At 73.4% G+C, this 25682-nt stretch carries 16 protein-coding genes; 13 read left to right on the top strand and 3 right to left on the bottom strand.

The features are described 5' to 3' along the window. The first annotated feature begins 627 nt into the window (after positions 1 to 627). The 8 genes from KOI35_RS32205 to KOI35_RS32240 are packed head-to-tail and all read left to right on the top strand — an operon-like array spanning position 628 to position 14114. Entirely contained in the window at positions 628 to 885 is a 258-nt protein-coding gene (locus KOI35_RS32205; RefSeq protein ID WP_215792458.1) for a hypothetical protein, read from the top strand. Continuing rightward, positions 882 to 1184 carry a hypothetical protein gene (locus KOI35_RS32210; RefSeq protein WP_215792459.1) on the top strand — a complete coding sequence of 101 codons (303 nt, stop codon included), beginning with the start codon at positions 882 to 884 and terminating at the stop codon, positions 1182 to 1184. The genes KOI35_RS32205 and KOI35_RS32210 overlap by 4 nt, the downstream gene beginning before the upstream one ends. Then, complete coding sequence (gene eccCa, locus KOI35_RS32215) at positions 1181 to 5122, top strand: type VII secretion protein EccCa (RefSeq protein WP_215792460.1); 3942 nt, start codon at positions 1181 to 1183, stop codon at positions 5120 to 5122. Before KOI35_RS32210 ends, eccCa begins: the two co-directional genes overlap by 4 nt. Positions 5123 to 5138: 16 nt before the next feature. Beyond that, a complete protein-coding gene (eccD, locus tag KOI35_RS32220) occupies positions 5139 to 6545 on the top strand; it encodes a type VII secretion integral membrane protein EccD (protein WP_215792461.1) in 1407 nt (468 codons plus the stop codon). Between the two features lie 6 nt (positions 6546 to 6551). Then, complete coding sequence (gene eccB / locus KOI35_RS32225) at positions 6552 to 7904, top strand: type VII secretion protein EccB (RefSeq protein ID WP_215792462.1); 1353 nt, start codon at positions 6552 to 6554, stop codon at positions 7902 to 7904. Between the two features lie 26 nt (positions 7905 to 7930). Beyond that, the gene (locus KOI35_RS32230; protein WP_215792776.1) at positions 7931 to 10564 is read left to right on the top strand and encodes a hypothetical protein; all 2634 of its coding nucleotides are present in this window, start codon (positions 7931 to 7933) and stop codon (positions 10562 to 10564) included. Beyond that, positions 10561 to 13809 (top strand): right-handed parallel beta-helix repeat-containing protein, encoded by a 3249-nt coding sequence (locus KOI35_RS32235; RefSeq protein ID WP_215792463.1) that lies wholly within the window; start codon positions 10561 to 10563, stop codon positions 13807 to 13809. Before KOI35_RS32230 ends, KOI35_RS32235 begins: the two co-directional genes overlap by 4 nt. 17 nt (positions 13810 to 13826) lie before the next feature. Then, positions 13827 to 14114: a YbaB/EbfC family nucleoid-associated protein gene (locus KOI35_RS32240; RefSeq protein ID WP_215792777.1), complete on the top strand. Its 288-nt coding sequence runs from the start codon at positions 13827 to 13829 to the stop codon at positions 14112 to 14114. Here the strand turns inward: KOI35_RS32240 and KOI35_RS32245 are convergent. Then, entirely contained in the window at positions 14101 to 17463 is a 3363-nt protein-coding gene (locus KOI35_RS32245; RefSeq protein ID WP_215792464.1) for an ATP-binding protein, read from the bottom strand. The genes KOI35_RS32240 and KOI35_RS32245 overlap by 14 nt on opposite strands. Then, complete coding sequence (locus tag KOI35_RS32250; RefSeq protein ID WP_215792465.1) at positions 17460 to 19502, bottom strand: ATP-binding protein; 2043 nt, start codon at positions 19500 to 19502, stop codon at positions 17460 to 17462. The genes KOI35_RS32245 and KOI35_RS32250 overlap by 4 nt, the downstream gene beginning before the upstream one ends. 222 nt (positions 19503 to 19724) lie before the next feature. On the opposite strand from KOI35_RS32250, the gene KOI35_RS32255 reads away from it, so the two are divergent. The 3 genes from KOI35_RS32255 (at position 19725) to KOI35_RS32265 (ending at position 22365) form a co-directional block, all read left to right on the top strand. Beyond that, positions 19725 to 20051, top strand: coding sequence for a hypothetical protein (locus KOI35_RS32255; RefSeq protein WP_215792466.1), 327 nt, complete (start codon positions 19725 to 19727; stop codon positions 20049 to 20051). A gap of 144 nt (positions 20052 to 20195) precedes the next feature. Then, positions 20196 to 20819 carry a helix-turn-helix transcriptional regulator gene (locus tag KOI35_RS32260; RefSeq protein WP_215792467.1) on the top strand — a complete coding sequence of 208 codons (624 nt, stop codon included), beginning with the start codon at positions 20196 to 20198 and terminating at the stop codon, positions 20817 to 20819. 16 nt (positions 20820 to 20835) lie between these two features. After that, positions 20836 to 22365, top strand: a complete 1530-nt coding sequence (locus KOI35_RS32265) for a hypothetical protein (protein WP_215792468.1) — start codon at positions 20836 to 20838, stop codon at positions 22363 to 22365. On the opposite strand, the gene KOI35_RS32270 is transcribed toward KOI35_RS32265, so the two are convergent. Then, positions 22275 to 24758 (bottom strand): ATP-binding protein, encoded by a 2484-nt coding sequence (locus tag KOI35_RS32270; RefSeq protein ID WP_215792469.1) that lies wholly within the window; start codon positions 24756 to 24758, stop codon positions 22275 to 22277. The genes KOI35_RS32265 and KOI35_RS32270 overlap by 91 nt on opposite strands. A gap of 152 nt (positions 24759 to 24910) precedes the next feature. On the opposite strand from KOI35_RS32270, the gene KOI35_RS32275 reads away from it, so the two are divergent. Together KOI35_RS32275 and KOI35_RS32280 are read left to right on the top strand one after the other, a co-directional pair. Next, on the top strand, positions 24911 to 25459 hold the full coding sequence (locus KOI35_RS32275) for a hypothetical protein (protein WP_215792470.1): 549 nt from the start codon (positions 24911 to 24913) through the stop codon (positions 25457 to 25459). Beyond that, positions 25456 to 25671: a hypothetical protein gene (locus KOI35_RS32280; RefSeq protein WP_215792471.1), complete on the top strand. Its 216-nt coding sequence runs from the start codon at positions 25456 to 25458 to the stop codon at positions 25669 to 25671. Before KOI35_RS32275 ends, KOI35_RS32280 begins: the two co-directional genes overlap by 4 nt. Positions 25672 to 25682 lie beyond the last annotated feature (11 nt).

Consider the following 25682-nt stretch of genomic DNA (forward strand, 5'->3'; position numbering starts at 1 on the left):
GCACCGATCCCGGCTGAGCCTCAGGCACCGATCTCGGCCGAGTCTCAGGCACCGATCCCGGCTGAGCCTCAGGCACCGATCTCGGCCGAGTCTCAGGCACCGATCCCGGCTGAGCCTCAGGCACCGATCTCGGCCGAGTCTCAGGCACCGATCCCGGCTGAGCCTCAGGCACCGACCCCGGCTGAGCCTCAGGCACCGACCCCGCCTGACGCCCAAGCACCCGCCGGGGCCGAGCCCCAGGCTCCCACCCCAGTGGTATCCGGACCATCGGCGGCCGACCCGGCTACCGCACCGGCGCAAGGCGGGGCCGAACCGCCCGCACAACCCGGCGCCGCCGCCACGACGGTTGCGGCCGCCGCTGCGGCTGGGGCGGCGACTGCAGCCGCCGTAGCCGTGAGCGCCGGCAGCACCGGACCTGCCCCGGCGGGACAGCCGGCATCCATGGCGGCCGGACAAAGCCCAGCCGCGATCGGGCAAAGCCCAGCCGCGATCGGGCAAAGCCCAGCCGCGATCGGGCAAAGCCCAGCCGCGATAGGACAAAGCCCCACCACGCCCGGACAAGCCTCCACCGCATCCGCGCAAGGCCCCACCCAGCACCCGGCGACCGCCCTGACCCGCGACGCCCCGGTGATTGCCGACAACCGGGCCACCAGCGGGATGGCCGCCGGTGCCCCGCTCAGATCGGCCGAGGACGACCGCGAAGACCCCGAACGCCCGGAGTCCGCGGCCTTCCTGAGCGAGGACGACCGTTCCTGGGCCGAAAAGCAGCAGCAACAGCCTGCGGACGACTACGTGCCGGTGGTTCGCCCGGACGAGGAGGACGACGACATGTCCGGTTGGGACGACGCGGACGCGTCCTGGCTTACCGCGGCGGACAACCGATGACCGGGCGCGCCGTCTGGCGCCGGGCCACCCCGGCCGGTCAGGAGACGAGCGGGGATGACCGCCTGCGGTGCGGCGGCCCGGAGATGTCGGTCGAGGAGCGCTACCAGATGATGCGTGAGCGCCGCCTGGCCGCGAAGAAGGCGCCCGAGGAGAAGCCGAAAGCCAAGGACCACGACGACGAGGAGGACGAGCTGAAGGCGGCCGAGCGCTTCCGCAACGATCGATACGCCGTGAAGCTTCTCAAGCAGGACGACGACGCCTGGGGTGGCGGCGCCGACAACACTGGGACTCTCGGATGAGCACCGTCACCGTCAAGCGACCTCCGCGCGCGGCCGGGCCGGAGGCGCCCGAGGGGCGGATCGAGTTGCAGGAGCCGCCGCTGATGGCGGAGGAGGCCCCGCTCGACTTCCGGTCGTTCGCGATGATCGTGCCGATGGGTCTGGGCATGGGCGCCATGATGGCCATGTTCGGGCTCTACAGCCGGGCCCCGGTCATGTATGTCATGGGTGGCGCGATGGCGGCCGGCATGCTGCTCATGGGTGTCATGCAGATCGGCCGCGCGGCCAGTGACCGCAAGCGGAAGATGCGCGGCGAGCGGCGTGACTTCCTGCGCTACATCAACCAGTTGCGTAAGCAGGCCCGGACGGCGGCCGATCAGCAGCGGCGGCACGTGTTGTGGAACAACCCGCAGCCGAGCTGGTTGTGGTCGCTGGCGATGAGCAGCCGGTTGTGGGAGCGGCGCCCCAGTCACGACGACTTCGGCCGGGTACGGATCGGGTTGGGCCGGCAGAACGCCATGCTCACGTTCAGTCCGCCGTCGACCAAGCCGATCGAGGATCTGGAGCCGCTGGCCTCGATCTCGTTGCGGCGGTTCTCCGAGGCGTACCGGACCGTGAACGGCATCCCGATCTCGGTCGGGCTGCGCAGTTTCACCAGCATCGAGTTCGAGGGTCCGGTCGACCCGGCCATCGACCTGGCCCGGGCGATGGTGGCGCAGCTGGTGACCTTCCATGCGCCGGACGAGTTGCGGGTGGCCGTGCTGGCCGAGGAGGTGCACAGCGGCCCGTGGGAGTGGGTGAAGTGGCTGCCGCACAACGCGCACCCGACGGCGTTCGACGCGGCCGGGCCGGTGCGCCTGTTCGCGGGCACCCACGACGACCTGATGGAGCTGCTCGGTCCGGAGATCAACGACCGGGGCGACCACGACCGTACGGCCCGGCCCAGCGCCACCGAACCGTTGCTGGTGATCGTCGCGCACCTGGCCGAGTTGCCCGACAGTTCGCGGCTGCTGGGTGCCGGCGTACGCAATGTGGCTCTGCTGGATCTGACCGGTGACATGCCGGGCGGCCCGAAGGTGCTGCGGCTGACCATCGACGGGGACGAGGTGCGGTTCCCGGCCGGCGACACCACCGGCTCGGCCGCCCGGGACGCGCTCGGCCCGGCCCAGTGTGACGCGCTGGCCCGGATCATCGCGCCCCGGCGGACCAGCGGCACGCTCGACGTGGTGGACGAGCCGATGGAGTCGAGTTTCGAGCTGACCGCGCTGCTCGGCATCCGGGACGCGCACACGTTCGACGTACCGGCCCTGTGGCGTACGCGTCAGCCGCAGCGCAACCGGCTGCAGGTGCCGATCGGCGTGACCGAGGACGGCGAGGTCATCGAGCTCGACCTGAAGGAGTCGGCGCAGGGCGGCATGGGCCCGCACGGCCTGCTGATCGGGGCCACGGGATCCGGCAAATCCGAGCTTCTCCGTACGCTCGTGTGCGCCCTCGCCGCCACGCACAGTTCGGAGATCCTCAACCTGGTGCTGGTCGACTTCAAGGGCGGCGCGACCTTCCTGGGCATGGAGAAGCTGCCGCACACGTCGGCCGTCATCACCAACCTGGCCGACGAGTTGCCGCTGGTCGACCGTATGCAGGACGCGTTGCAGGGCGAGATGACCCGCCGCCAGGAGGTGTTGCGGGCCAGCGGCTACGCGTCGCTGTTCGACTACGAGAAGGCGCGCGCGGCCGGCGCCCATCTGGTCCCGTTCCCGGTGCTGCTGATCATCGTCGACGAGTTCAGCGAGCTGCTGTCGAGCAAGGCCGAGTTCATGGACCTGTTCGTCTCGATCGGACGTCTGGGCCGCAGCCTCGGCGTACACCTGCTGCTGGCAAGTCAGCGCCTGGACGAGGGCCGCATCAACCGCGTCGAGGGCCACCTGTCGTACCGGATCGCTCTGCGCACCTTCTCGTCGATGGAGTCGCGCTCGGTGATCGGCGTGGGCAAGGCCTACGAGCTGCCGCCCGAACCCGGCAACGGCTATCTCAAGCTGGACACGACCAACCTGGTGCGCTTCAAGTCGGCGTACGTGTCGGGACCGTATTCCGGAACCGGAACGCTCGGCGAGCGCCTCGACGACGACGTGCAGCCCGAACTGGACGTCGTTCCGTTCACCACGCGCCAGGTTGACGTCCGCCGCGATCCCGGGCGTCAGAAGCCCGCGACGCCCGCGCCGGTGGCCGACGAAACCGGGACGAGCCTGGTCGAGGTGTTGCTCGACCGTCTCGCCGCGTCCGGTCCGCCCGCCCGTCAGGTGTGGCTGCCGCCGCTCTCGGCCGCCCCGAGTCTCGACTCGCTGCTGCCGAGTGTCATTCCCGATCCCGTACGGGGCATGACGGTCGAGGAGCCGGACGCCCGGGGCCGGCTCCGCGTTCCGGTCGGCGTGGTCGACCGTCCCCAGGATCAGCTGCGTGAGCTGCTCATCGCCGACCTGAGCGGCGCCGACGGCCACGTCGGGATCGCCGGTGCCCCGCAGAGCGGCAAGTCCACCCTGCTGCGCAGCCTGATCCTGGGTCTGGCCTTCGCCAACACCCCGGAAGAGGTGCAGTTCTACGGGCTCGACTTCGGCGGCGGTGGTCTGTCGTCGATCGCGGGTCTGCCGCACATCGGCTCGATCGCGACCCGGATGGAGCGCGACCGGGTGGTCCGCACGATCCAGGAGATCGGCCAGGTGATGGAGCAGCGCGAGGCCGAGTTCGCGGCGCGCGGGCTCGACTCGATGCACGCCTATCTGGCCGCCCGCCGGCGGGGCGAGATCGAGGACCCGTTCGGCCACGTGTTCCTGGTGATCGACGGCTTCTACACGATGAAGCAGGACTTCACCGAGCTCGACTCCCGGTTCCAGGAGCTGGTCTCGCGCGGTCTGTCGTTCGGCATCCACGTGATCATCACGGCCACCCGCTGGTCGGAGATGCGCACCTGGCTGCGCGACCTGATCGGCACCAAGCTCGAGCTGCGGCTGGGTGACGCGATGGAGTCGGAGGTCGGCTCGCGCAAGGCGGCCACCGTGCCCAACCAGCCCGGCCGCGGCCTCACCGCCGACGGGTTGCACTTCCTCGGGGCGCTGCCCCGGATGGACGGCAGCTCCGCGGTGGACGACCTGGCCGAGGCGACCAAGTCGGTGACCGAGGAGATCAGCACCTTCTGGCCCGGGTCGCCCGCTCCCGGCGTACGGATGCTGCCGACCCGGCTGCCGGTGGAGCAGTTGCCCGTACCGGAAAAGGAATTCAAGGTCTGTCTCGGCCTGGACGAACAGCGGCTGGCCCCGGTCTGGCACGACTTCATGGCCACGCCGCACATGCTGGTCTTCGGCGACAACGAGACCGGCAAGTCGAACATGCTGCGGCTGGTGCTGCGGGCGATCCAGGAGCGCTACACCCCGGAGCAGGCCAAGGTGGTGCTGGGCGACTCGCGGCGCGACCTCGACACCGCGCTGCCCGCCGCCTATCAGGTCGGTTTCGGCTTCACCGGCGACAAGCTGTACGAGCTGGCCGGCCAGGCCTCGGTGTCGATGAACCGGCGGGTGCCCGGTCCCGAGATCTCCTCCGAGCGGATGCGCCGCCGCGACTGGTGGGAGGGGCCCGAGCTGTTCGTCGTGGTCGACGACTACGACCTGATGACCAAGGGCAGCGGGGCCGGCTCGACCCTGGATCCGCTGCTGCCGCTGCTCGCGCAGGGTCTCACCATCGGCCTGCACGTGATCGTCGCGCGCAGCACCTCGGGCGCCATGCGGGCCATGATGGACCCGGTCATCCGCCGCCTGTGGGAGCTGGGCACCGCGGCCACGCTGCTGTCGTACCCCAAGGAAGAGGGCAAGTTCCTGGGCGAGGCGCCGCCGCGCCGGCTGCCCCCGGGACGGGCCCAACTGGTGACGCGCCGCGGCGTGTCGTTGATGCAGACCGGCATCGTGGCATGAGAAGAGGACAGCGCGGATGACCACCGCCATGGACCGGCAGCTGTGCCGGATCACCGTCATCGGCCCGGACCGCCGGATCGACCTGGCCGTGCCGTCGGCGACCCCGGTCTCCGGGCTGCTGCCGGTGCTGCTGCAGCACACCTCGTCCGGCCGCCGGCTGGAGAGCGACGAGCCGGAGGGCGCCTGGGTGCTGCAGCGCCTGGGTCAGACGCCGTTCGAGCTGACCGGCACCCCCGAGAGCCTGGACTGGCTCGAGGGCGAGGAGCTGTACCTGCGGCGGGCCGAGGATCCGCTGCCCGAGCTGGACTTCGACGACGTCGCCGAGGGCATCGCGACCACCGTCAACCGTCGCTCCGACCGCTGGCAGCCGGAGTACCGGCGGGTGCTGTTCCTGGTGCTGTCGGTCGTGGCCATGGCCGTGCTGGCCGCCGTGCTCACCGACCGCGGTCCGGTGCTTCCGCAGGTCATCGCGGCGGGCGTGCTCTCCGCGGCATTTTTCACGGCTTCCCTGGTGTACGCCCGTAAGGTCCCCGACGGTGCCTTCGCGCTGCTGTTCGGCCTCGGGGCGGCGGCGTTCGCGGCGCTGGCCGCGTCGAGCGCCATGGACGGCGATCCGGAGGCCATCGTCGTGACCGGCCCGGCCCTGCTGGCGGCGGCGACGGCCGTGGCCGGGGTGGCCGCGGTGCTGCTGATCGCGCAGCGCACGGTGACCCCGCACCTGCCGTTCGCCCCGATGCTGGTCGTCGCGGTGACCGCGGCCGTGGTCGCGGGCGTGCTTCTGATGCAGAGCGGCTCGGGCATGACCGCCCCGCGCACCGCCGCGATCGCCGTCGCCATCGTGCTCGCGGTCATCGTGGTGTCGCCGCGGGCCGCGGTGAAGTTCGCCCGGCTGCGCGGTCCGCAGCTGCCGAAGACCGGTTCCGACATGACGTACGACATCGAGCCCGCCTCGTCCGAGGTGGTCCGCCGCCGCACCGACGACGCCGACACCTATCTCACCGTCGCCCTGGTCACGTCGGCGCTGGTGCTGCCCGTGCTGTTCCACTTCGCGATCCGCTCGCCGGGCTGGCCCGGCTGGACGTTCGTGCTCGTGGTATCGGGTGCAATCCTGTTGCGCGCGCGTACCTTCCTCGGTCTGTGGCAGCGGCTGGCCCTGACCCTGGCCGGTACCGTCGGCCTCCTCATGGTGATCATGCGACTGTCCTCGATGCTGTCCGGCGGCTGGCGCTGGGTGCTGCTGTCCGGACTGCTCGCGATCGTCGTGCCGCTGGTGCTGGCCGCGATGCGGCCCTGGCCCCGGCGGATGCTGCCGTTCTGGGAGTACACGGCCACCTTCCTCGACGTCGGCACGGGGGTCGCCGTCCTGCCGATCCTGGCGCAGATCCTGGGGCTCTACGCCTGGGCCCGCGGGCTCTTCGGGTAGGCCGCCGTGCAGACCCAGCGCGACCACGTCCACGCCCACACCTTCATGATGGGCCGGCTCAGTTCGGCCCTGGTCGAGGGCGATCCGACCGGCGCCGAGATCCCCGGCCGCCGGGCCCAGACCGGGCTGCTGGTCGGCCTGATCCTGCTGGTGCTGCTGGTCGGCGGGTTCGCGGTGTACGGCTGGATCGTCCCCGGGGGCAGCAAGGCGTATCGCCAGGCCGGCGCGATCCTGGTCGAGAAGGAGACCGGCAACCGCTACGTCTATCTCGACGGCGCGCTGCACCAGACCCCCGACCTGACCTCGGCCATGCTGATCCAGGGCAGCGCCGGCAAGATCAAGCTGATCTCCCGGAACTCGCTCAAGGACGTGCCCCGCGGCCTCCCGCTGGGCGTCGCCGGCGCTCCGCAGCAGATGCCCGCGGCCGACGCGCTGACCAAGGGCCCGTGGCTGGTCTGTTTGCCCGGCTCGGTGGTCACCGGTCGGAAGGTCAGCGGGCTGGGCGTCAACCTCGAACCGGCCACCCCGGCCACGCCCGTCCCGACGGGACAGTTCCTGGTCGTGCGCGGGCCCAACGGCGTCCCGTACCTGCTGGCCAACTATCTCAAGTACCGCATCGACGACGACGCCGTGCTGGTCGCTCTGGGTGCGGCCGCCATCAACCCGCCGTCCGCCCCGGCGATGTGGCTCGACTGGCTCGGCGACGGTCCGGCTCTGGCCCCGGCGAAGATCCCGGGCGCGGGTTCCGACGGGCCGCGGGTGGGCGGACGGGCGTACGCGGTGGGAACGCTCTTCCGCCAGGGCGATGACCAGCACTTCGTGCTCAAACGGGACGGCCTGGCCCCGATGAGCCGCACCGAGTTCCTCATCGCCGACGCCAAAACCCCAGGTCCGCCCGTACGCGTCGACCCGGCCGACGTGGTCGGCACCCGGCGCTCGGCCGACCGTTCCCTGCTCGACCGCCTGCCCGACCTCGCGTCGCTGAGCCTGGCCGACTCGGCCGGACAGGCCGTCTGCATGCAGCAGCGGCCGATCGCGCCCGAGGTGGTCGGCAGCATGGTCGTGCTCGCGCCGACCTGGGCGTCCGGCGTCTATGCCGACGGCCAGACGACCGTGCTGGCCCGCCGGGGCAGCGGCATGGCGGTGCTGCCGGTGCCGCTCGCGTCCAAGGTGGCCGCCAAGAAGATCTCCTTCATCTCGGACGAGGGCACCGCCTACCGGCTGGCCGACCAGACCACGGCCGCCTCGCTGAAACTCGCGAGCACCGCCCCCGTCCCGTTCCCCAAGGAACTGCTCGCGAGCCTGCCGCAGGGGCCCGTGCTGAGCCGTGAAGCCGTCACCAGCCTGGCGAGAGGATAGAAACCGTGGTGTCCATCCGAAGCCTGATGCGCGGCGACCGCAACCCCGGTCAGGGCGCGTTGCAGCACACTGTCGGCAACGCGGTCGTGCTGCACACCGAGGAGGCGATCAGCGCCGAGGCCCAGTCGCTGGCGTTGACCGTGGTCGAAGACCTCGAGAACGACGTGGTGGTGCTCGACCTGGGCGAGGGCCTGCCGATCACCTCGTGGGAGTCGATGGCCGGGGTGCTGCCCCGGCGGCGTCGCGGCATCCGGCTGATGGCCTGCGGCGAGCAGCGCAACGCGGCCGCGATGGCCGGGCAGTGGTTTGCCGAGCGGCTCGGCCGTACGGTCATCGCGCCCGACGGCGACCTGATCCGCGGGGCGGCCGGCGGGCTGTTCGTGCACTCTGTCCCGGGCAGCGGCTGGGTGCGTTTCCGGCCCGGCAAGCCGCCCGCCTGGCACGCCAAGCGCTACCCGACCCCGCTGTGGGACCAGGCGGTGACCGAGCGGCGGGCGTCCAGCTCGACCGGCGAGATCGAACCGCTGCCGGGCGGGGTGTGGATCCACGACACCCGCGAGCCCGAGGTCGTGGCCGGGCACCGCGAGCGGCTGGTGGCCGACGTGCCGTGCCAGCCCGAGGTGATGACCGTGCTGCTGGGCTGCCCCGGCACCCCGGCCCTCTCACTCGACGACGTGGTTCGTTTCTGGCGCGAGCTCGACGAGGAGAGCCGGACCCGGGCCCGCTTCGTGCAGTACGGCGACATCCGGCTGCCCGAGGGCGAGGCGTTCGGGCAGGCGCTGGCCGATCTGCTGGGCACGGCGGTGATCTGTTACACCGGCGTGCCGATCGGTTCGCCGGCCAAGTTCGAGATTCGCACCGTACGCGAGGACGGGGTGCTCGGCTGGCCCCCGTTCGCGCTCGAGCTCAGCTATCAGCCGCGCGCGCACCCCAACTCGAAGGGTCGCCGCCCGTCCATCCTGAGCCACCGCGGCCCGCTGCGCTGGGTCGAGGAGGTGGAGAACCGCGTCTACTGGTACGCCCCGGACGCGGTGATCGAGGTCGTGCAGGCCGGCCTCTGGGTGCGCCCGGCCGAGGAACCGCCGAACGCCGAGCGGGTGCGGGCCACGCGGCTCGACCCCGAGGGCAGCACGCTCATCTTCGACGACTCGCTGAAGGAACGCACCGGGCGCATGCGCGAGCTGGCCGAGGACCTGGCCGCCCGCGTCGACCCCACCCTGGGCGACGAGAGCGCGCTGTTCCCGGCCTCGGTGCTGGTGCCCGGGCAGAAGCCGGCCGGCCGGGCCGACGCGGTGCTGTCGGCGGCCCTGCCGGTGGCGCCCGAGCCGATGGCCCCGATCGAGGCGCCCGTGGCGGCCCCGGCGTTGCCCGCACCGCCCCTGTCGCCGGTCTCGGTGTCGCCGGTGGACTTCGCACCGCCCGTCGAGGCCCCGGCCCCGATCGCCGTCCCGGCAGCTGCCGCTCCCCTTGCGCCGCCGCCGGTCGCGCGCCCGTCCGTCCCGCCGGCCCCCGTCGCGCTGCCATCCGTCGCACCCGCACCCGCGCTACCCGTCGCGCCGGCGCTGCCCGCTTCCGCGACGTCGAACGTGCTCGCGACGTCGAACGAGGTCGCCGCCCCCGCGAGCGAGGTCGCCGCCCGCGTGACGCCGATCCAGCCGACGCCGTTGGCCGCGCCGCCCGTCCCGCCGGCCGCGGCGGTGGCGCCGGCCGAGCCGGTCGTCATCCCCGAGCCCGTCGTCCCCGCGATCCCGGCCGCCCTCATCCCGGCTCCGCCGAAGACCGCGCCGAAGACCCCCGCGAAGCCCGCCGAGCCGGAAGCGGCCGTCGACGAGGTGCGGCGCCAGCCGGTGCCCGCCGCCGCGGCCTCGGCCCTGCTGCCCAAGCGCCGCGCCCTCGACGAGGAACGCTCCTGGCTGCGCCGCACGCTCAGCCGCGAGTTCGACACGATGGCCAGCTCGGTCGCCCGCATCATGTCCGAGCACCCCGGCCTGCAGGGCTCGGGCGCGGTCAGCGCCGACGACATCCTGGCCGACTCGGTCGCCGTCCGCCTCTACCTCTCGCGCCGGGGCGCCGGCATCGACAACGGGCTGCGCTCGGGGGTCACCGGCCCGCATGTGCCGCTGGCCCGCTGCGCGGTGGCCGGCCTGTCCCGGCTGCCGTCGTTCCGCGGCACCACGGTCTATCGCGCCACCCCGGACGGCGCCGAGTGGGACCGTTACCGCGAGCGCAAGCTGGTCACCGACTGGTCGTTCGTCAACGCGCTGACCGGCCCGTGCGAGAGCCAGGAGGGCGACACCGACGTGCTGGTGTGGTCGATGACCGCCCGGCGCACGGCGCTGCTCGAACCGGACGGCGACGAGCGGGTCGAAGACCGGGTGCTCTTCCTGCCCGGCACCCACTTCAAGGTGCTCGAGCTGCGCGAGCCGTCCGGCGACGAGCGCGGCGCGGTGCTGATGCGCGAGATCGGCGCCAACGAGATCGGCGAGGACGGCCGGGTCGACCCCGACCGGGTCTCGCTCGACGAGCTGGCGGTCACCTCGCTGCGGCGCAGCATCGAGCGCTGGGCCACGGCCGACCCCAAGCGGCGGGTCGGGGCGGCCGCGGGGGAGCGGTTCGGGCTGTTGCCGGGCCTGGAGCGGGCGGGGGTGGGTGCGCGATGACCCGGCACCTGGTGGTCGGCGGCGGGCAGCCCGGCGCCTTCTCGACGATCGGCGCCGCCCTGGCCCGGGCCGAGGCGGGCGCGACCATCACCGTGCACACCGGCCGCTACGCCGAGAAGCTCGTGGTCGGCAACCGGGTCACGATCAGCGCGGCCGGCGACGGCCCGGTCGAGGTGCGGGTCGAGGAGGGCAGCGTGCTGGTCGTCCACGGCGAGGGCGCCCAGCTGCGCGGGGTCACCCTGGCCAGCGCCGACCCCAAACTGGCGGCCGTCGACGTCTACGCGGGTGAGGTCGCGCTCGACCACTGCGCGATCACCGGTGCCTCCTGGACGACGCTGCTGGCCCGCCTGGACGGTTCGCTCGCGCTGCGCGACTGCGAGGTGCGCAGTCCGTCCGGCGCCGGCGTGGTGGTCACCTCGGCCGCGCCCAGCACCATCGAGGACACGGTGGTCACCGACGTCGGCACCTCCGGGGTGGTGGTCACCGACAAGGGCCAGCTGACCCTGCGGCGGTGCGCGGTGCGCAACACCGGCGCCAACAGCGTCTGCGTCAACGGTGACGGCCGGCTCACCGCCGAGCAGTGCGAGATCAGCGGGGCCGGCAAACCCGCGGTCGTGGTCGAGCAGCAGGGCTGGGCCCGCATCCAGCGGCTCACCGTGACCGGCAGCGGCAACGTCGACCTCTTCCTGCGCGGCGACATCGACGTGCTGATCGGCGACTCCCGCTTCACCGGGGCCACGCTGCAGTCGGCGCACATCGCCGACCGCGCCGCGCCCCGGTTCGAGCGCTGCGTGTTCGACGGCGCCGGGCACACCGGCGTGCACGTCACCGGCAAGGCCAGACCGCGGTTCACCGGCTGCACGGTCGAGGGCGCGCCGGTCGGGATCAGCGTCGACGACGAGTCGGCGCCGCACTTCGAGAGCACCACGCTGCGCGGCGGTGCGGTGTTCGCCGGGGCGTCGTCGGCCGTCGTGACGAAGCTGCGCGCCGGCACGGGCGGCCTGACCGTCAAGGGCGGCGCCACGGTCGACGGCGGCGAGCTGGAGATCGAGCACAGCACCGCGCTCGACCTGGCCGAGGGCGCGAGCGCGACGATTCGCGACGCGCGGTTCATCGGTTCCGTCGTGCTGTCCGGCTCGTTCCTCGATCTGCGGTCGGGCATGGTGTCCACGGCCGGCATCCGGGTCACCGACGGGCAGCTGCGGCTGCGCGACACCGAGATCGCCGACGCGCCGGCCGACGGCATCGAGGCCGGACCGGGTGCGGTGGTGCTGGCCACCGAGACCCGGATCCGCCGGGCCGGGCGGCACGGCGTCGCGCTCGGCGGCGGCAGCCGGGGCGAGTTCACCGACTGCGAGGTGCTCGGCAGCGGCGGCGCCGGGTTCGACGTCGAGACGACCGAGCCGGTCAGGCTGACCCGTTGTGTGGTGCAGCAGAGCGGCGGCGAGCAGGTGCACAAGGCGGCCGGCGCCGACGTCACCGGCGAAGTGCTGAGCGCCGGTCGGGCCGCGACCACGAGTTCGGCCCCGACATCGCCGGCGCCGTCCTATTCGGCTGCGGCCGAGGAGCCGGACCAGGAGAACGCCGGCGAGGAGCCGCCGGGTGAGCTCGACGGACCGCTGCGCGAGCTGAACGGCCTGATCGGCCTCAGGGGGGTCAAGCAGGAGGTCACCGCGCTGATCAACCTGATCAAGATGGCCCAGGTGCGGCAGCAGATGGGCCTGCCGATGCCGCCGATGAGCCGGCACCTGGTCTTCGCCGGCCCGCCCGGCACCGGTAAGACCACGGTGGCCCGGCTCTACGGCTCGGTGCTGGCCGAGCTGGGCATCCTGAGCAAGGGCCACATGATCGAGGCGGCCCGGGCCGACCTGGTCGGGCAGTACATCGGCTCGACCGCGATCAAGACCACCGAGCTGGTCACCAAGGCCCTCGGCGGGGTGCTCTTCATCGACGAGGCGTACACGCTGTCGCAGGGCACCGGGGGCGCCGGGCCCGACTTCGGCCAGGAGGCCATCGACGCGCTGATGAAGATGATGGAGGACCACCGCGACGAGCTGGTGGTGATCGTGGCCGGCTACTCCGAGCTGATGGAACGGTTCCTCGAGTCCAACCCCGGCGTGGCTTCCCGCTTCACCCGTACGGTCGAGTTCCCCAACTATTCCGTCGACGAGCTCGTCACGATCACCTCGAACCTGTGCGGCAAGCACTACTACGAGCTGACCGACGACGCCGTCGACGCGCTGCGCGCCTATTTCGCCCGGGTCCCCAAGAACGCGACGTTCGGCAACGGCCGCGTGGCCCGCAAGCTGTTCGAAGCCATGATCAACAATCAGGCGTCCCGGCTGGCGATGGCCCCGCCGAGCAAGGACAGCGAGCTCAACCGGCTCACCGCGCTCGACCTCGCGCCCGAGCTCGAGCTGCTCGACAACCTGCCGGTCGAGCAGTCCGACCAGCCCGACGTGGCCGGCAACCCGGCCGCGGCGATCAACGCCACCCGCAGCTGGCGCCGGGTGTGCGGGCTGGTCGGCGCGACCTCGGTGCGCGACGCCGTCGGCGAGGCCCTGCTGCAGGTGTGTGAACTCCGGAACCGCCGACGGGCGTACGGGAAGAACGCCAATGTCTTCTTGACCGGGCCCCTCGGGAGCGGGCGCCGGGAGTTCGCCCGGCTCTACGCGGCCGGACTGTCCGAGCTCGACCTGGTGCCGGTGGGGCAGCTCATCCGGGTCAGCACCGGGCGCGAGCTGGCACCGCAGTGGCCGGGTCAGATCCGCAGCCTGGTCGAGGCCGCGATGGCCGACGCCGAGGGGGGCGTGCTGCTGGTCGACTACGCGGGGGACGACGGCACCGGCAGCGGTCCGGACATCGTGGCCGAGCTGGTCGACGGCATGCGGCGGGCGCCCGGCGACCCGGTCGTGCTGCTGCTGGCCGAGCCGGACGCGGCCCGCGAGCTGACCACGGCCGTACCCGCTCTGGACGAGGTCTTCGGCCGGCGCTGGACCATGCCCGCCTACACCGCGCCCGAGCTGGCCGAGATCGTCGTGCGGCACCTGGTGCGCCGGGGCCACGAGGTGCCCGACGACGTGCGGGCGGCACTGGCCGAGATGGCGTCGGGCCTGTCCGACCGTACGGTCCGGGCCGCGCACCTGCTCTCCTGGGGCCTCACCCGCACCGCGGCGTCGCGCACCCTCGCGCTCGCCGACCTGACCGTCCAGCGGCACAGCGTCGGCCTGGCCGCCGTCTCCTAGGAGGTTCCGTGCCGGGCATGGAGGAGTTCTTCGAGCGCGCGCAAGCCCTCGAGAAGCAGATGCGCGACGCCCAGGGCGATCTGGAGCGGTCGCTGGTCACGGGCCGGTCGGCCGACGGCACGGTGACCGTGCTGGCGACCGGGATGGGCAAGCTGCACGGCGTACGGGTGGATCCGTCGGTCTTCGATCAGCGCGACGCCGAAGCGTTGCAGCAGGCGATTGCCGAGGCCGTACGGGCGGCGGCGGCCAACGCCGGACGTCTGGCCGAGCAGAAGATGGGCCCGGTCGAGATCACTCTGCACTGACGCCGCACTCGGCCAGCCGCCGCTTGACCCGCCGGACGTCCCACCCGGCGCCCAGCTGCTCGAACAACTCGACCGCCTCGCCGCCGGTGCGGGCCGCCTCGTGCGGGCGGCGGCTGGTGGCCAGCAGCACCGCGGCGTCCTCGAGCGCGGACGCGAGCTCGGCCACCCGGCCCGCCGCCCGGAACTGCGCCACCGCGGCCAGCGCGGGCTCCGGATCGCCGGTGAGCAGCGCCCGGCACCGCGCGGCGGCGGTGAACGCGCGGGCCGGCCGCACCTCGCGGGCAGCTTCCTCGGCGCAGATCCGGCCGGCCTGCTCGGCGATGTCGCGGCGCCCGGCGGTCAGGGCCAGCCGGGTCGCGGCGGGCAGCCACTGGTGGCGCAGCATCAACGGGGCATACTCGGGCACCAGCAGCGGGCCGAGGATGTCGAGCGCCTCGTCCGCCCGGTCCTGCTGCTCGGCCACCAGGGCCCGCGCCACCAGCAGGAAGTCGCAGCTCTCCCGTTCCGCGTCACTGGCCGGCAGCGTCTCGGCCTGCTCCAGATGGGCCCGGGCCAGCACCGGGTCGTCGCGCCGGGCGGCGATCAGCGCGCCCACCCCGTGCAGCAGCATGCCGACCGCGCCGGGCTCGCGCAGGCCCAGATAGGTGAGCCCGGGCGCGTCCTCGGTGACCGCGCTGACCTCGGCCATCGCGTCGTCCCAGCGCCCGCGCCAATAGAACTGCACCGCCGCCGCGACCGGCAGGCCGGACTGCAGGCGGTGCCGGATCCCGTAGAGCGAGGCGGTCCGCAGGGTCTGCTCGGCCTCGTCCAGCCGGTCCAGGTTCTGCAGCGTGAACATGCGGTTGTCGAGCAGGTCGAGATACATGCCGGGCAGGTCGCGGTGGTCGACCATCAGCTCGAGGGCCCGGTCGACATAGGCCAGCGCCTGCTCGTGGTCACGCCGGATCGAGTTGGTCAGCCACGAGGTCTGCAGCGCGTACGCCGCCTCGTAGAGCCGCCCGCTCGCCAGGGACCGCTGGTGGATCGTGGTCGCGGTCCGGTCGGCGCGGTCCAGGTCGTCGAGCGATCCGCGGTGGAAGTTGGCCAGCAGCACACGGTGCCGGGTGTGCCAGATGGCCGGCGTCCGCGCGTCCGACATCGCCCCCTCGAGCAGGTGGATGGCCGCGGCCGGTTCGCCCCGGCGGAACACCATGGCCGCCAGCAGTTGGCGCATCTCGGCCCGGTCGGACGGGTCGGTGGCCAGGGCGGCCGCCTCGCGGGCCTCGTCGAGCGGCCACCGGTCGTACCGGAAATCGAGCCGGACCAGCGCGACCAGCAGCACCTCGCGCTGCCCGGGGGTGGCCCGGCCGCTGCTCAGCGCGGCGCGCAGCAGGTCGCCGGCGGTCTGCGGGGCCCGGCGGACGACCTCGGCGTGGTGGCCGACCAGCCAGGTGACCACCCACTCGTCGATCACCGGGGTCTCGGCCGCGAGCTGCTCGGCGACCCGGATGACCGCGTTCGGGCCGCCCCGGGCCAGCACCTCGGCCATGTGCCGGTGCAGCCCGGCCCGCTCGTCCACCGGAATGCCGTCGTGCAGTGCCTGGCGCAGGAACGGGTGCCGGAAGGCCAGGGCCGGGCCGGCGTCCACCACGATGTTCGCGCTGAGCGCCTCCTCCAGATCGCCGACCAGGTCGAACGGCGGCCGCCCGGTCACCGCGACCAGGTCGTCGACGGCGAACTGAGCGCCCAGCAGCGCGGCCATCCGCAGCACCTCGCGGGTGGCCGGGGAGAGCAGGTCGACGGTGGCATACATCATCGCCAGCAGCGACTCGGGTGCCTCCACCTCGATCGCGCCGGGGATCTCGGCCACCCCGTCGCGGATCCGGATCACACCGCGGCGGCGCAGGGCGGTGGTCATCTCGCGGGCGCAGAGCGGGTTGCCGCCGGATTTCGGCACCACGGTGGCCAGGTGGGGCCCGAGCGGGGCGCCGGCGAGGCGGACGACCAGCTGCTCGATCGCGGCGGGCGGCAGCGCACCGAGGCGGATCAGCCGCCCGTGCCGGGCCTGCACCCCGCGGCGCAGTTGGGCCAGTTCACGGCCGTCGGGCTCGGGCCGGGCCGCGCTCACCAGCAGCAGCGGCAGCCGCCGGGTCAAGGCGACCAGCCGGTCCCAGAACCGCAGGGTCGAGGTGTCGGCCCAGTGCAGGTCGTCCACGACCAGCAGGAGCGGCGCGATCGCGCAGGCCGCCCGCACGTAGGCCAGGAGCCGGTCGGCGGCCTCGTCCTCGCTGCCGGTCTGCAGCGCGACCGCCACCGCCGCGACCCGGTCGTCCGGCGAGGACGGTTCCAGCCCGAGCGCCCGGACGAGCACCTGGAACGGGACGTGCCGGTCGAGTTCGACCGTGATGCCCCAGGCGACCTGGCCGATCGACGCTCCGGCGTCGCCGAACGCGGCGGTCAGCAGCTCGGACTTGCCGATGCCGGGCTCGCCCTCGACGAAGACGGCGGCGCCCTGACCCCCGGCCAGTTCGTGCACCAGGCCGCGGAGCCGGCTGACCTCGCTCTCCCGGCCGACCGGCGGGGTCCCGTCGCCGAGCGCCCGGGTGACCTGGGGTGGCATCAGCGACGGCACCGGCCGCTCGGCCGCCGGGGCCCGCATCCGCTGGTAGGCCTCGGTGAACCCGGCGCTCGGCTCGACCCCGAGCTCGGTGCGCAGCGTGTGCCGGGCCGAGCGGTAGACCTCGAGCGCCTCGGCCCGGCGGCCGGCCCGGTCGAGCGCGGTCATCAGCAGCTCGTGCAGCGGTTCGTGCAACGGGTGGTCGCGGACCAGCCCGGCCAGTTCGGCCACCACGCCGTCGTCGCCCAGCTCGGTGAGCAGCCGGGCGCGCTGCTCGACGGCGGCCAGCCGGCGCTCGGCCAGGTGGGCCCGGGCCAGCTCGAAGCGATGACCGGACAGCCCGGCGTACGCCTCGTCGCCCTGCCACAGCCCGAGCGCCTCGTCGAGCAGCACCGCGGCCTCCTTACCGGTGCGGCCGGCCGCCTCCTCGCACAGGGCCGCGAACCGTTCGCTGTCGACGTCCTCGGGGGTCACGTGCAGCGCGTAGCCGGCCGGACCGGACAGCAACCGGTCGGCGCCGAGCGCCCGGCGCAGACCGGAGATGTAGGTGTAGACGCTGCCGGCCGCGGTGGCCGGCGGGGACGCGTTCCAGATCCCGGCGATCAGCTCGTCCCGGCTCACCCAGCGCCCGGCCGCCGTGGCCAGCAGGGCGAACAGCGCCCGCTGGCGGGCCGCGCCCAGGGCCGGTTCGTGATCGCCGAGCCGGGCCCGGACCGGGCCGAGCAATTGGACGGTGAGGCGCTCGCCGGTCATGTGCGGTCGCCGACCAGGGCCGGCTCGGGCGTGACGCGGGCCAGCAGCTGCCGGAGCGCTTCGGCCCAGGTCGGGGTGATCCGCTGTTCGCGCAGGGCACCCCGGGCGATCTCGGCCGCGACCTCGAACCGGCCGCGTTGCTCGTGCGACCGGGCGGCGATCCAGCGCATCTCGCCCTCCATCTCGGGATCGGTGGTGCGGGCGGCCACCCAGCCCGCCTCGGCCGCCGCGTTGCGCCGCTCGCGCAGCAGCAGCCGGGCCAGCCACGCGGTCAGCGGCAGGCGGCGGGCCGGGGCCAGGCCGTGGTGGGCGCGGACCCGCTGGAGCACGGTCACCGCGATCTGCGGCGACCGCCAGGCCAGCGGCTCGACCTGGACGGACAGCCAGGCCGCGATGCTGTCGTCGAGCGGGACGTCGCCGGCCAGCAGTTGCGCGACGACCAGCTCGGGCGGTCCGCCGGCCGAGGCGAGCCGGTCGGCGAACGAGCGGTGCAGCGCCGTCCGCAGCGCGCCGGGAGTGCTCTCGTGCAGGGTGCGGGCGACGACCCGGTGCCGGAACTCGGCCCTGTCGTCGTCGAGGATCAGCAGCCCGGCGTCGCGGGCCGGGCCGAGGGCCGCGGCCACCTCGTCCGGGTCGCGGTCGCCGGCGGTGGCCAGCTCGGACAGCACGCAGGAGACCGGTTCGGGGCCGGGCCGGGCCAGCGTCCAGGCGCCGAGGAAGGCCACGCCACGCAGGGCCATCCGGGTCGCCTCGGGCAGCGGCGCCAGGTGGGCCTCGACCGCGGCGGCCAGGCTCGCGCCGGTGCGGTCCTCGGCCAGGTGACGCAGGTAGTACGGGTTGCCGCCGGCGTCGTCGAGCATGCTCGTCAGCCGCCGGGGCTCGGGCGGTTCGGGGGCGGCGGCCCGGATCAGCGCGGTGGCGGCGCCGGGGTCGAGCGGGCCGAGCGCGATGACGTCGGCGGCCGGGCCGCGGGCCTGCCGGGTGGTGGCGACCAGCAGCAGCGGGACCTCGTCGAGGCCGGCGGCCAGGGCGGCCCACACCCGGACGGTGAGCGGGTCGGCCCAGTGCAGGTCGTCGGCCACCAGGATCAGGGGTGCCGCGGCGGCGGCGTCACGGACGAGCCGGGCCGCCCGGTCCACGATGCCGCCCGCGTGCTCGTCGGCGGCCAGGGCGACGAGGCGCCGGGCCAGGTCGGGGTCGGCGTCGGTGGCGCAGTCGAGCAGCACGCCCAGGGGCAACCGCTGGGCCAGCTCGTCGCCGACCGCCCAGCCGACCCGGTCCAGCCCGTCGAGCGCGGCCGCGACCAGCACCGTCTTGCCCGATCCGGGACCGCCCTCGATCCGGACGCTGCGGCCGCGCCCGCTCATCGCCTCGGTGGCGGCGCGGCGCAGGTGCCGGACCTCGGCGGTGCGACCGCTCAAGAACAGCCGCTGCCGGGCGACCGGGGGCCGCCGGGCCGGGAGGGGGACGTCGGGGGCCGGGCGGGTGGTGCCGCCGGTCTCCAGTTCGGCCATCCGCTCGGCCGTGGCCAGCCGCAGCTCGGTCAGCCGCAGGCGCTGGGCCGCGGCGAACGGTCCGGGCACCCCCTCGAGGGGTTCGGCCTCGTCCCAGAGGGCCAGGGCTTCCCGTACGGCGTCCAGCTCACCCGCCGCATCCCCGGCCGCCCGCCGTTCCCGGGCCGTCTCGCGCAGAGCCTCGAACCGCAGCACGTCGACCGATCCGGGCCGGATGTGCAGCTCGTAGACGCCGCCGCCCGAGGTGAGCAACTGTCCGGCGGCCCACCGGTCGCGGGCCGGTTCGAGGGCCTGGCGCAGCGAGGAGACGTACGTGTAGACGTTGGCGGTGGCGCTGGCCGGCGCGTCCTCGCCCCAGACTCCGGCGATCAACTGCTCCCGGGAGACCGCGCGTCCGGCGTGCAGAGCCAGCACACAAAGCACGGCCGTGCGGCGGGCCGAACCGAGGGCGAATTCCACGCCGTCGCGCGACGCCCGCACCGGCCCGAGCAGACGAAGGTCCATTCCCTCGTGCACCGCCGACATTTTCTGTTTACCTCGTCGCTAGGGGATCGCTCCCACTTCCTGGCCGCATAAAAACCGGTCAGGCACTCACCCCATGAACTGCGTCCTACATTCTTAACCGCCTTTCACGAGTTTTTACAAGGGCTTGCGCACGATGTTCGCTCGGGCGCCCACCGGGGGTAATCGGGGCAGCGAACCGCGAAAGCGCTTCCCCGGCGGCCGGTCGGCTGGTGCACTCGACAGGTGCCGGCCCGACCCGACATCCCCGCCGACCCCTTCGCGGGAGAGCTGTTCCGCTCGCTCGCTGCCGAGGGGCGGCTGCGGCTGGACCCGGGGCAGGCCGACGCGGCCATCGAGTCCCTGGAGCGCACGTTGGCCGAGGTGCGGACCCGGCTGCGTCTGCTGCAGCGCCGGCGGGAGGCGTCGCCCGGCGAGGCGGGCGAGCTCTCGGACCAGACGGTGGACGCCATCTTTGCTGATCAACTGGCCCCCGGACGTCTGGAACTGGCCACAGTGGAGATCCCGAAATACGTCGAGGCTTTACGGTTGGCACGCCGCCAACAGCCGTAACCGTGTGATTACAGCACCGTTACCCATCGATGAGCCTCATTGTGAATTCGGCTGCCTATTGACGCCGTGAAGGGGGCTTGGAGATTTTCTGAAGATGTCCTCCGTTGACTGGCCGCCGTCCCCTCAACGCAGACGGAGGTTTCGGTGGAACGAGTTCGGGTGGTCCTGCAGGCGTCGGACCCGCTCAGCCACGCGGGCCTCGCCAACCTTCTGCAGTCGGCTCCGGGCATCTCGCTGCTGCGCGCCACCGACCGCCGGGACGCGAACGTGCTCGTGTTCGCGTACGAGCAACTGACCGCCGACGTGGTGACGGTCCTGCGCCGCACGGCCCTGGAGACCTCGCTGCCGGTCGTGCTGGTGGTCAACGAGATCAACGAGAGCGAGCTGCTCACCGCGGTCGAGAACCGGGTGGTGGCGATCCTGCCCCGCGGCGCGGTCAGCGCCGAGCGGCTCGTGCATAGCGTGATGGCCGCGGCCACCGGCGGCGGCGTGCTCCCGCCCAACATGGTCGGCGAGCTGCTCAAGCACATCGAGCGGCTGCAGCGCGACGTGCTGGCGCCGAACGGGCTCAACGCCTCCGGCCTGACCCCGCGCGAGATCGACGTGCTGCGCCTGATGGCCGACGGCAAGGACACCACCGAGATCGCCGGGGAACTGTGCTACTCGGAGCGCACCGTCAAGAACGTCATCTACAACCTCACCCACCGGCTCAAGCTGCGGAACCGGTCGCACGCGGTGGCGTACGCGCTGCGGGCCGGAATGATCTAGCTTGTTGCGCAGACCCGTGCCGGTAGCACCGCTGGGCCGGCACACCGTCGGCCACGCGCTGGTGCTGCACGCGCGCGAGAAGATCGGCGCCGAGGCGCTGTCGATCGCCATGGCTGTCCCGGCCGACGAGGACAACGACATCGTCGTCCTCGACCTGCACGACGAGCTGCCGATGGGCCTCTGGGAGGCGGTCGGCCGCGAGTTGCCGCGCCGTCGACGTGGGCTGCGCCTGGTGGTCTGCGGCGCCGCACCGGACACGGTCGCCCTGGCCGGGCAGTGGCTCTCGGACCGGCTCGGCCGCCCGGTCACCGCGCCGCACGGGCACGTGCTGCGGGGGAGCGCCGGCACCCTCTTCGTGCACGCCGAACAGGACAGCGGCTGGGTGCGGCACCACCCCGGCCGCGGACCCGGCTGGGCCGGCAAGCGCTACCCGCGCCCGGCCTGGGACGCATCCGTGGCCGGCCTGCGGCCGACCGGCGCCAACGCGGTGGCCGAGCCGCTGCCGGGCGGGGTCTGGATCCGCGACAGCCGGGACGACGCCGCCGTGGCCGCCCACTGGCAGTGGCTGACGTCGGCCGTGCCGTGCCAGCCCGAGGCGATGACCGTGGTGCTGGGCTGTCCGGGCACGCCCGAGCTGCCGCTGGACGACGTGGCCCGGTTCTGGCACGGACTGCCCGAGGATGGCCGGCACCACGCGCGGTTCGTCCACTACGGTCCGGTGCGGCTGGCCGGGGCGCCGCTCGGACAGGCGCTGGCCGACCTGCTCGACGCCCCGGTCGTCTGCTTCACCGGCATCCCGACCGGCAAACCGGCCCGGCCGCAACTGCTGACCGTTCCGTTCGACGGGCGGCACGGCTGGGCCCCGTACACCCGGGAGCTGAGCTATCTGCCGCGCTCGGGCACCACGGTTCCGTTGGTGGTGAGCCACCAGCCGCCGGCCGTGCTGACCGAGGAGGTCGAGCCGCGGGTCTACCGCTACACCGACGACGCGGTGGTCGAGCTCGTGCAGTCCGGCCTGTGGATCCGCCCGCCCCGGGCGCCCCGGCACGCCGCGCGCATCCGGGCCCGGGTGGCCGACCCGGCCGGGCACGCGGTGGTCGTGGACGACGCCGATCCGGCGCTCGTGCCCCGCCTGCGCGAGCTGGCCCACGACCTGGTCGACCGGCTCGAGCCGGCCGCCCGCGACCGCAGTGTGCTGCACCTGGCCTCGGCCGTGGCCGGGTCGGCCGGTCGGTTGCCGGCCGCCGCGGCCCTCGTCGAAGCCACCGTCGAGATTCCCGTCGTGGCCGCCCGGCCGTCGGTGGTCTTCACGCCGCTGCCGGCCCCGGAGCCGCTGCCGGGCGTAGAGCCGCTGCCGGGCGTAGAGCCGCTGCCGGGAGTGGAGCCGCTGCCGGGCGTAAAGGCCCCGGATCCGCTTCGGCTTGTCGTGGCGGCCCTGGACGCGCCCACCGCCGCTCAGGAAGTGATCAAACCGCGCCGGGTCGCCTCGGACGCGGCCTCCCGCCGGTTGGCCACGCCCATCTTGCGGAGGATCGCCGAGACGTGATGGTGCACCGTCTTCTCCGACAGGTGCAGGCGGGCGGCGATCTCCGCGTCCGGCTCGCCACGCCGCAGGAACGCCAGCACCTCGGCCTCCCGCCGGGTCAGTGACGCCGGATGCCGCGCCGTCTCGGCCCGGGGACCGCGGGGCACGTCCCGCACGCCCAGGGCTCGCAGGCGGCGGCTGACGATCGCGGCCGCCGGCTTGGCCCCGAGACGCTGGAACTCCGACAGGGCCCGGCGGAGATCGCCCTCGTCGTCCGAGCCGGCCAGGGCCAGGGCGGCGTCGTACGGGCACCCGAGCCGGGTCCACTCAGTGGCGGCCGCCCGCTGCTCGCCGGCCAGTTGACGGGCGTACGGGGAAACGGTCTTGATCTTGATCTCGGGCCCGCCGGCCAGGCGTCGCAGCCAGGCCAGCTCGCCCGACACCCAGCGCGCGTCGCGTTTCACCGCCAGCGCGAAGGTGTCGTTCTCATCGGTGCTGGTGCGGCCGTCGAGCCAGGCCGCCTCAGCGCGCGCGGTCGCCACCGGAGCCAGATATTGCAGCTCGGTCTGCCCCTTGGCCAGGGTGAGCGCCTCGTCCAGCGCGGACCACCGGTGCGGATCGCCGCGGCGGGCCCGGGCCAGGCCGAGCACGGTGAGCGCCAGCAGGCGGAGCAGGGGCACCGACCGGGCCGACCGCAGCACGTATTCGGCGTCCTCGACGGCTTCTCCGGTGCGCCCGGAATCGAGGTGGAAGCGGGCGCGGTAGACCACCACGTAGTACTCCCAGGCCTCCAGCCCCAGCTTGCGGCACGCCTCCAGACCGCGGTCGAGCCAGGGCGCCAGGTGGTAGGCGCGGGTGCGGGTCATGGCCCAGCCGAGGTGGATGTAGGCCCGTCCGATGTGGTCGTCGAGCCCGGCCGCCTCGGCCAGTTCCAGGCTGCGGGACAGATTGTCCCAGCCCTCGGGCCGGCCGGTCAGCAGCTGCATGGTGCCGAGATTGTTGAGGCTGTGCACCTGCACCGTGGGGTCGGGGTCCCGTAGCGCCCGCTCGGCCCACGTCACCGTCTGCTCGAAGCGCTCGGCGTTCATGTGGGTCGCGGCCAGCACACTGCAGGCGTCGGCCAGTTCCGGTCCGGGTGGCTGCGCCTCCAGCAGGCGCAACGCCTCGCCGCCGATCCGGTTGGAGTCGCTGGTGCGGCCCAGGCACCACAACTCGCGGGACAGCTGCGACATCGCCGCGCCCCGCCGCACGTGGTCGCCGGTGGCCCGCCACAGTTCCACAGCCTGCTCGAGGGCGTCGATCGAGGCGTCCATCTGGTCGGTGAGGTAGCACTCGTACGAGCGTCTCTCGAGCAACTCGGCCCGCTCCTCGGCGGGCAGCGCGCCGCCGAACCGGAGCGCCCGCGCGTACTGGGCCGCGGCCTCGCGGTGCGCGCCGCTCGAGGCCGCGCGCCGGGCCGCGGCCGGAGCGAACCGGAGCACGGCGGCGGTGTCGCCGGCCGCCTCGGCGTGATGGGCGAGTGTGGCCGGGTCGCCGGGGGTCTCGAGGGCACGCCGGTGCAGGGCGACCCGGCGGCTCGGGGTCAGCGACTGTTCGATCGCCTGCCGCGCCAGTTCGTGGCGGAAGGCGACCCCGCCCGGGCCGTCCTCCACGATGCCGGAGTTCAGCGCCTCGCCGGGATCGTCCGGGGTCAGCCCGATCGCGATCTCCTCCAGCGCGGCCGTGGCCTCCGGGCTGAGCCGGGACGCGCGAGCCATCACCGCGTCCCGTACGGTCGCGGGAATTCTTTCCTCCGGTGTGGCCAGCACCTCGGTCACGAAGAACGGGTTGCCGCCCGTGGTGCGGTGCAGTTCGGCGGCGTCGACCCCGTACGGCTCGGCCAGCCCGGCGACGGCCGCGGCCGACAGCGGCGGCACGCTCAGACGCCGGGCCGTGGCGGTCTCGCCGAGCAGCCGGCGCAGCGGGTGGAAGCGGTCGAGCTCGTCGTCGCGATAGGTCACCACGACCAGGGCCGGGATCGTCTCGATGCGCCGGCCGAGCAGGCTCAGCACGTCGAGGGTGGCCTCGTCGGCCCAGTGCACGTCCTCGACCACGATGATCGTGCCGGGCGCCGCCTCGGACGCGCGGACGAGCGCGTCGGCGATCCGGTAGGCCCTGGCCCCGCCGTCGACGAGTTCGAGCAGCTCACCGCCGGTGCCCCGGGCCATGTCGGCGAACGGGCCCAGCGGACGCGGCGTGAACAGCGGGTCGCACGACCCCCACAGCACCCGGGGGCGGCCCGCGGCGAACCGTCGCAGCAACGCCGTCTTGCCGCTGCCGGCCTCACCGCCGAGCAGCACGAGCACGCCGTGCCCGGCCGATGCCGCCTCGCCCAGGGCGGCCAGCTGGCCGTCCCGTTCCGCCAGTTCACCCACCGTTCCACCCTGCCCGCCGGCCCGGCCGCCGTCGACGGTTGTGTAGGCAACCCGACCCGGCAACTTGGGTAATCGCTGCCGATCCGCCCACCGGTGCCCGCTCCTAGCGTTTGAGCAGGCCGGATGCCCCGGCCGGGAAGCGAGGAACGACCATGCTCCGCAGACTTCTGGCCCCGATCTTCAGCGCCGCGCTGCTGGCCGGGGTCGCCACTCCCGCGTACGCGTCCTGGTGCCATCACGACCTGGAACGCCTCAAGCACGCGACGGCGAAGTACAAGTCGGTCCCGGTGGCCGAGAAGGCCGGCTACGGCCGGTTCGTCGACGTCAACGGCATCGCCTGCATCGACATGCCAGGGATGGGCGCGATGGGCGTCCACTACGTCAACGGCGACCTGGTCGGCGACGGCGCGATCCGGGCCCGCACCCCCGAGGCCATGGTCTACGAACCCGACCACTCGGGCCGTCTCAAGCTGGCCGCCGTCGAATACGTGGTGATCAAGCAGGCCTGGGACGCCAAGCACAAGAAACGGCCTTCCCTGTACGGACACAGGTTCGACTACACCGCCAGTCCCAACCGCTACGGGCTGCCGCCGTTCTATTCGCTGCACGTGTGGGTCTTCAAGCACAACCCGGCCGGCACCTTCAGCATGTGGAACCCGCGCGTCACCTGCCCCGGCGGTCACATGGGACACCACGCATGATCCTCGCCGTCGTCCTGGCGCTGGGCGCGCCCGTCCCGGCCCACCTGGATCTGCCCGACCCGGCCCAACGGACGGTCGAGGTTCAGGTCATCGAGCACGATCCGGCCGCCGAAGCCACCCGGATGGCCGCGGCGGCCGGCCTCGGCGCGGCGGCGTCAGCGGCCGTCCTGCTGTCGTCCCGCCGGTTGCGCCGCTTGACCTTGACACTGTGACAAGGCCTTGA

Origin of the sequence: Paractinoplanes bogorensis (assembly GCF_018829635.1) — a bacterium.
GTDB lineage: Bacteria > Actinomycetota > Actinomycetes > Mycobacteriales > Micromonosporaceae > Actinoplanes > Actinoplanes bogorensis.

What these genes read in the sequence shown, in the direction of transcription:
- KOI35_RS32230 (WP_215792776.1), top strand. Translation starts at nt 7,931, where the DNA reads ATGCGCGGCGACCGCAACCCCGGTCAGGGCGCGTTGCAGCACACTGTC.
- KOI35_RS32280 (WP_215792471.1), top strand. Translation starts at nt 25,456, where the DNA reads ATGATCCTCGCCGTCGTCCTGGCGCTGGGCGCGCCCGTCCCGGCCCAC.
- KOI35_RS32210 (WP_215792459.1), top strand. Translation starts at nt 882, where the DNA reads ATGACCGGGCGCGCCGTCTGGCGCCGGGCCACCCCGGCCGGTCAGGAG.
- KOI35_RS32245 (WP_215792464.1), bottom strand. Translation starts at nt 17,463, where the DNA reads ATGACCGGCGAGCGCCTCACCGTCCAATTGCTCGGCCCGGTCCGGGCC.
- KOI35_RS32240 (WP_215792777.1), top strand. Translation starts at nt 13,827, where the DNA reads ATGGAGGAGTTCTTCGAGCGCGCGCAAGCCCTCGAGAAGCAGATGCGC.
- KOI35_RS32250 (WP_215792465.1), bottom strand. Translation starts at nt 19,502, where the DNA reads ATGTCGGCGGTGCACGAGGGAATGGACCTTCGTCTGCTCGGGCCGGTG.
- eccD (WP_215792461.1), top strand. Translation starts at nt 5,139, where the DNA reads ATGACCACCGCCATGGACCGGCAGCTGTGCCGGATCACCGTCATCGGC.
- eccCa (WP_215792460.1), top strand. Translation starts at nt 1,181, where the DNA reads ATGAGCACCGTCACCGTCAAGCGACCTCCGCGCGCGGCCGGGCCGGAG.
- KOI35_RS32275 (WP_215792470.1), top strand. Translation starts at nt 24,911, where the DNA reads ATGCTCCGCAGACTTCTGGCCCCGATCTTCAGCGCCGCGCTGCTGGCC.
- KOI35_RS32235 (WP_215792463.1), top strand. Translation starts at nt 10,561, where the DNA reads ATGACCCGGCACCTGGTGGTCGGCGGCGGGCAGCCCGGCGCCTTCTCG.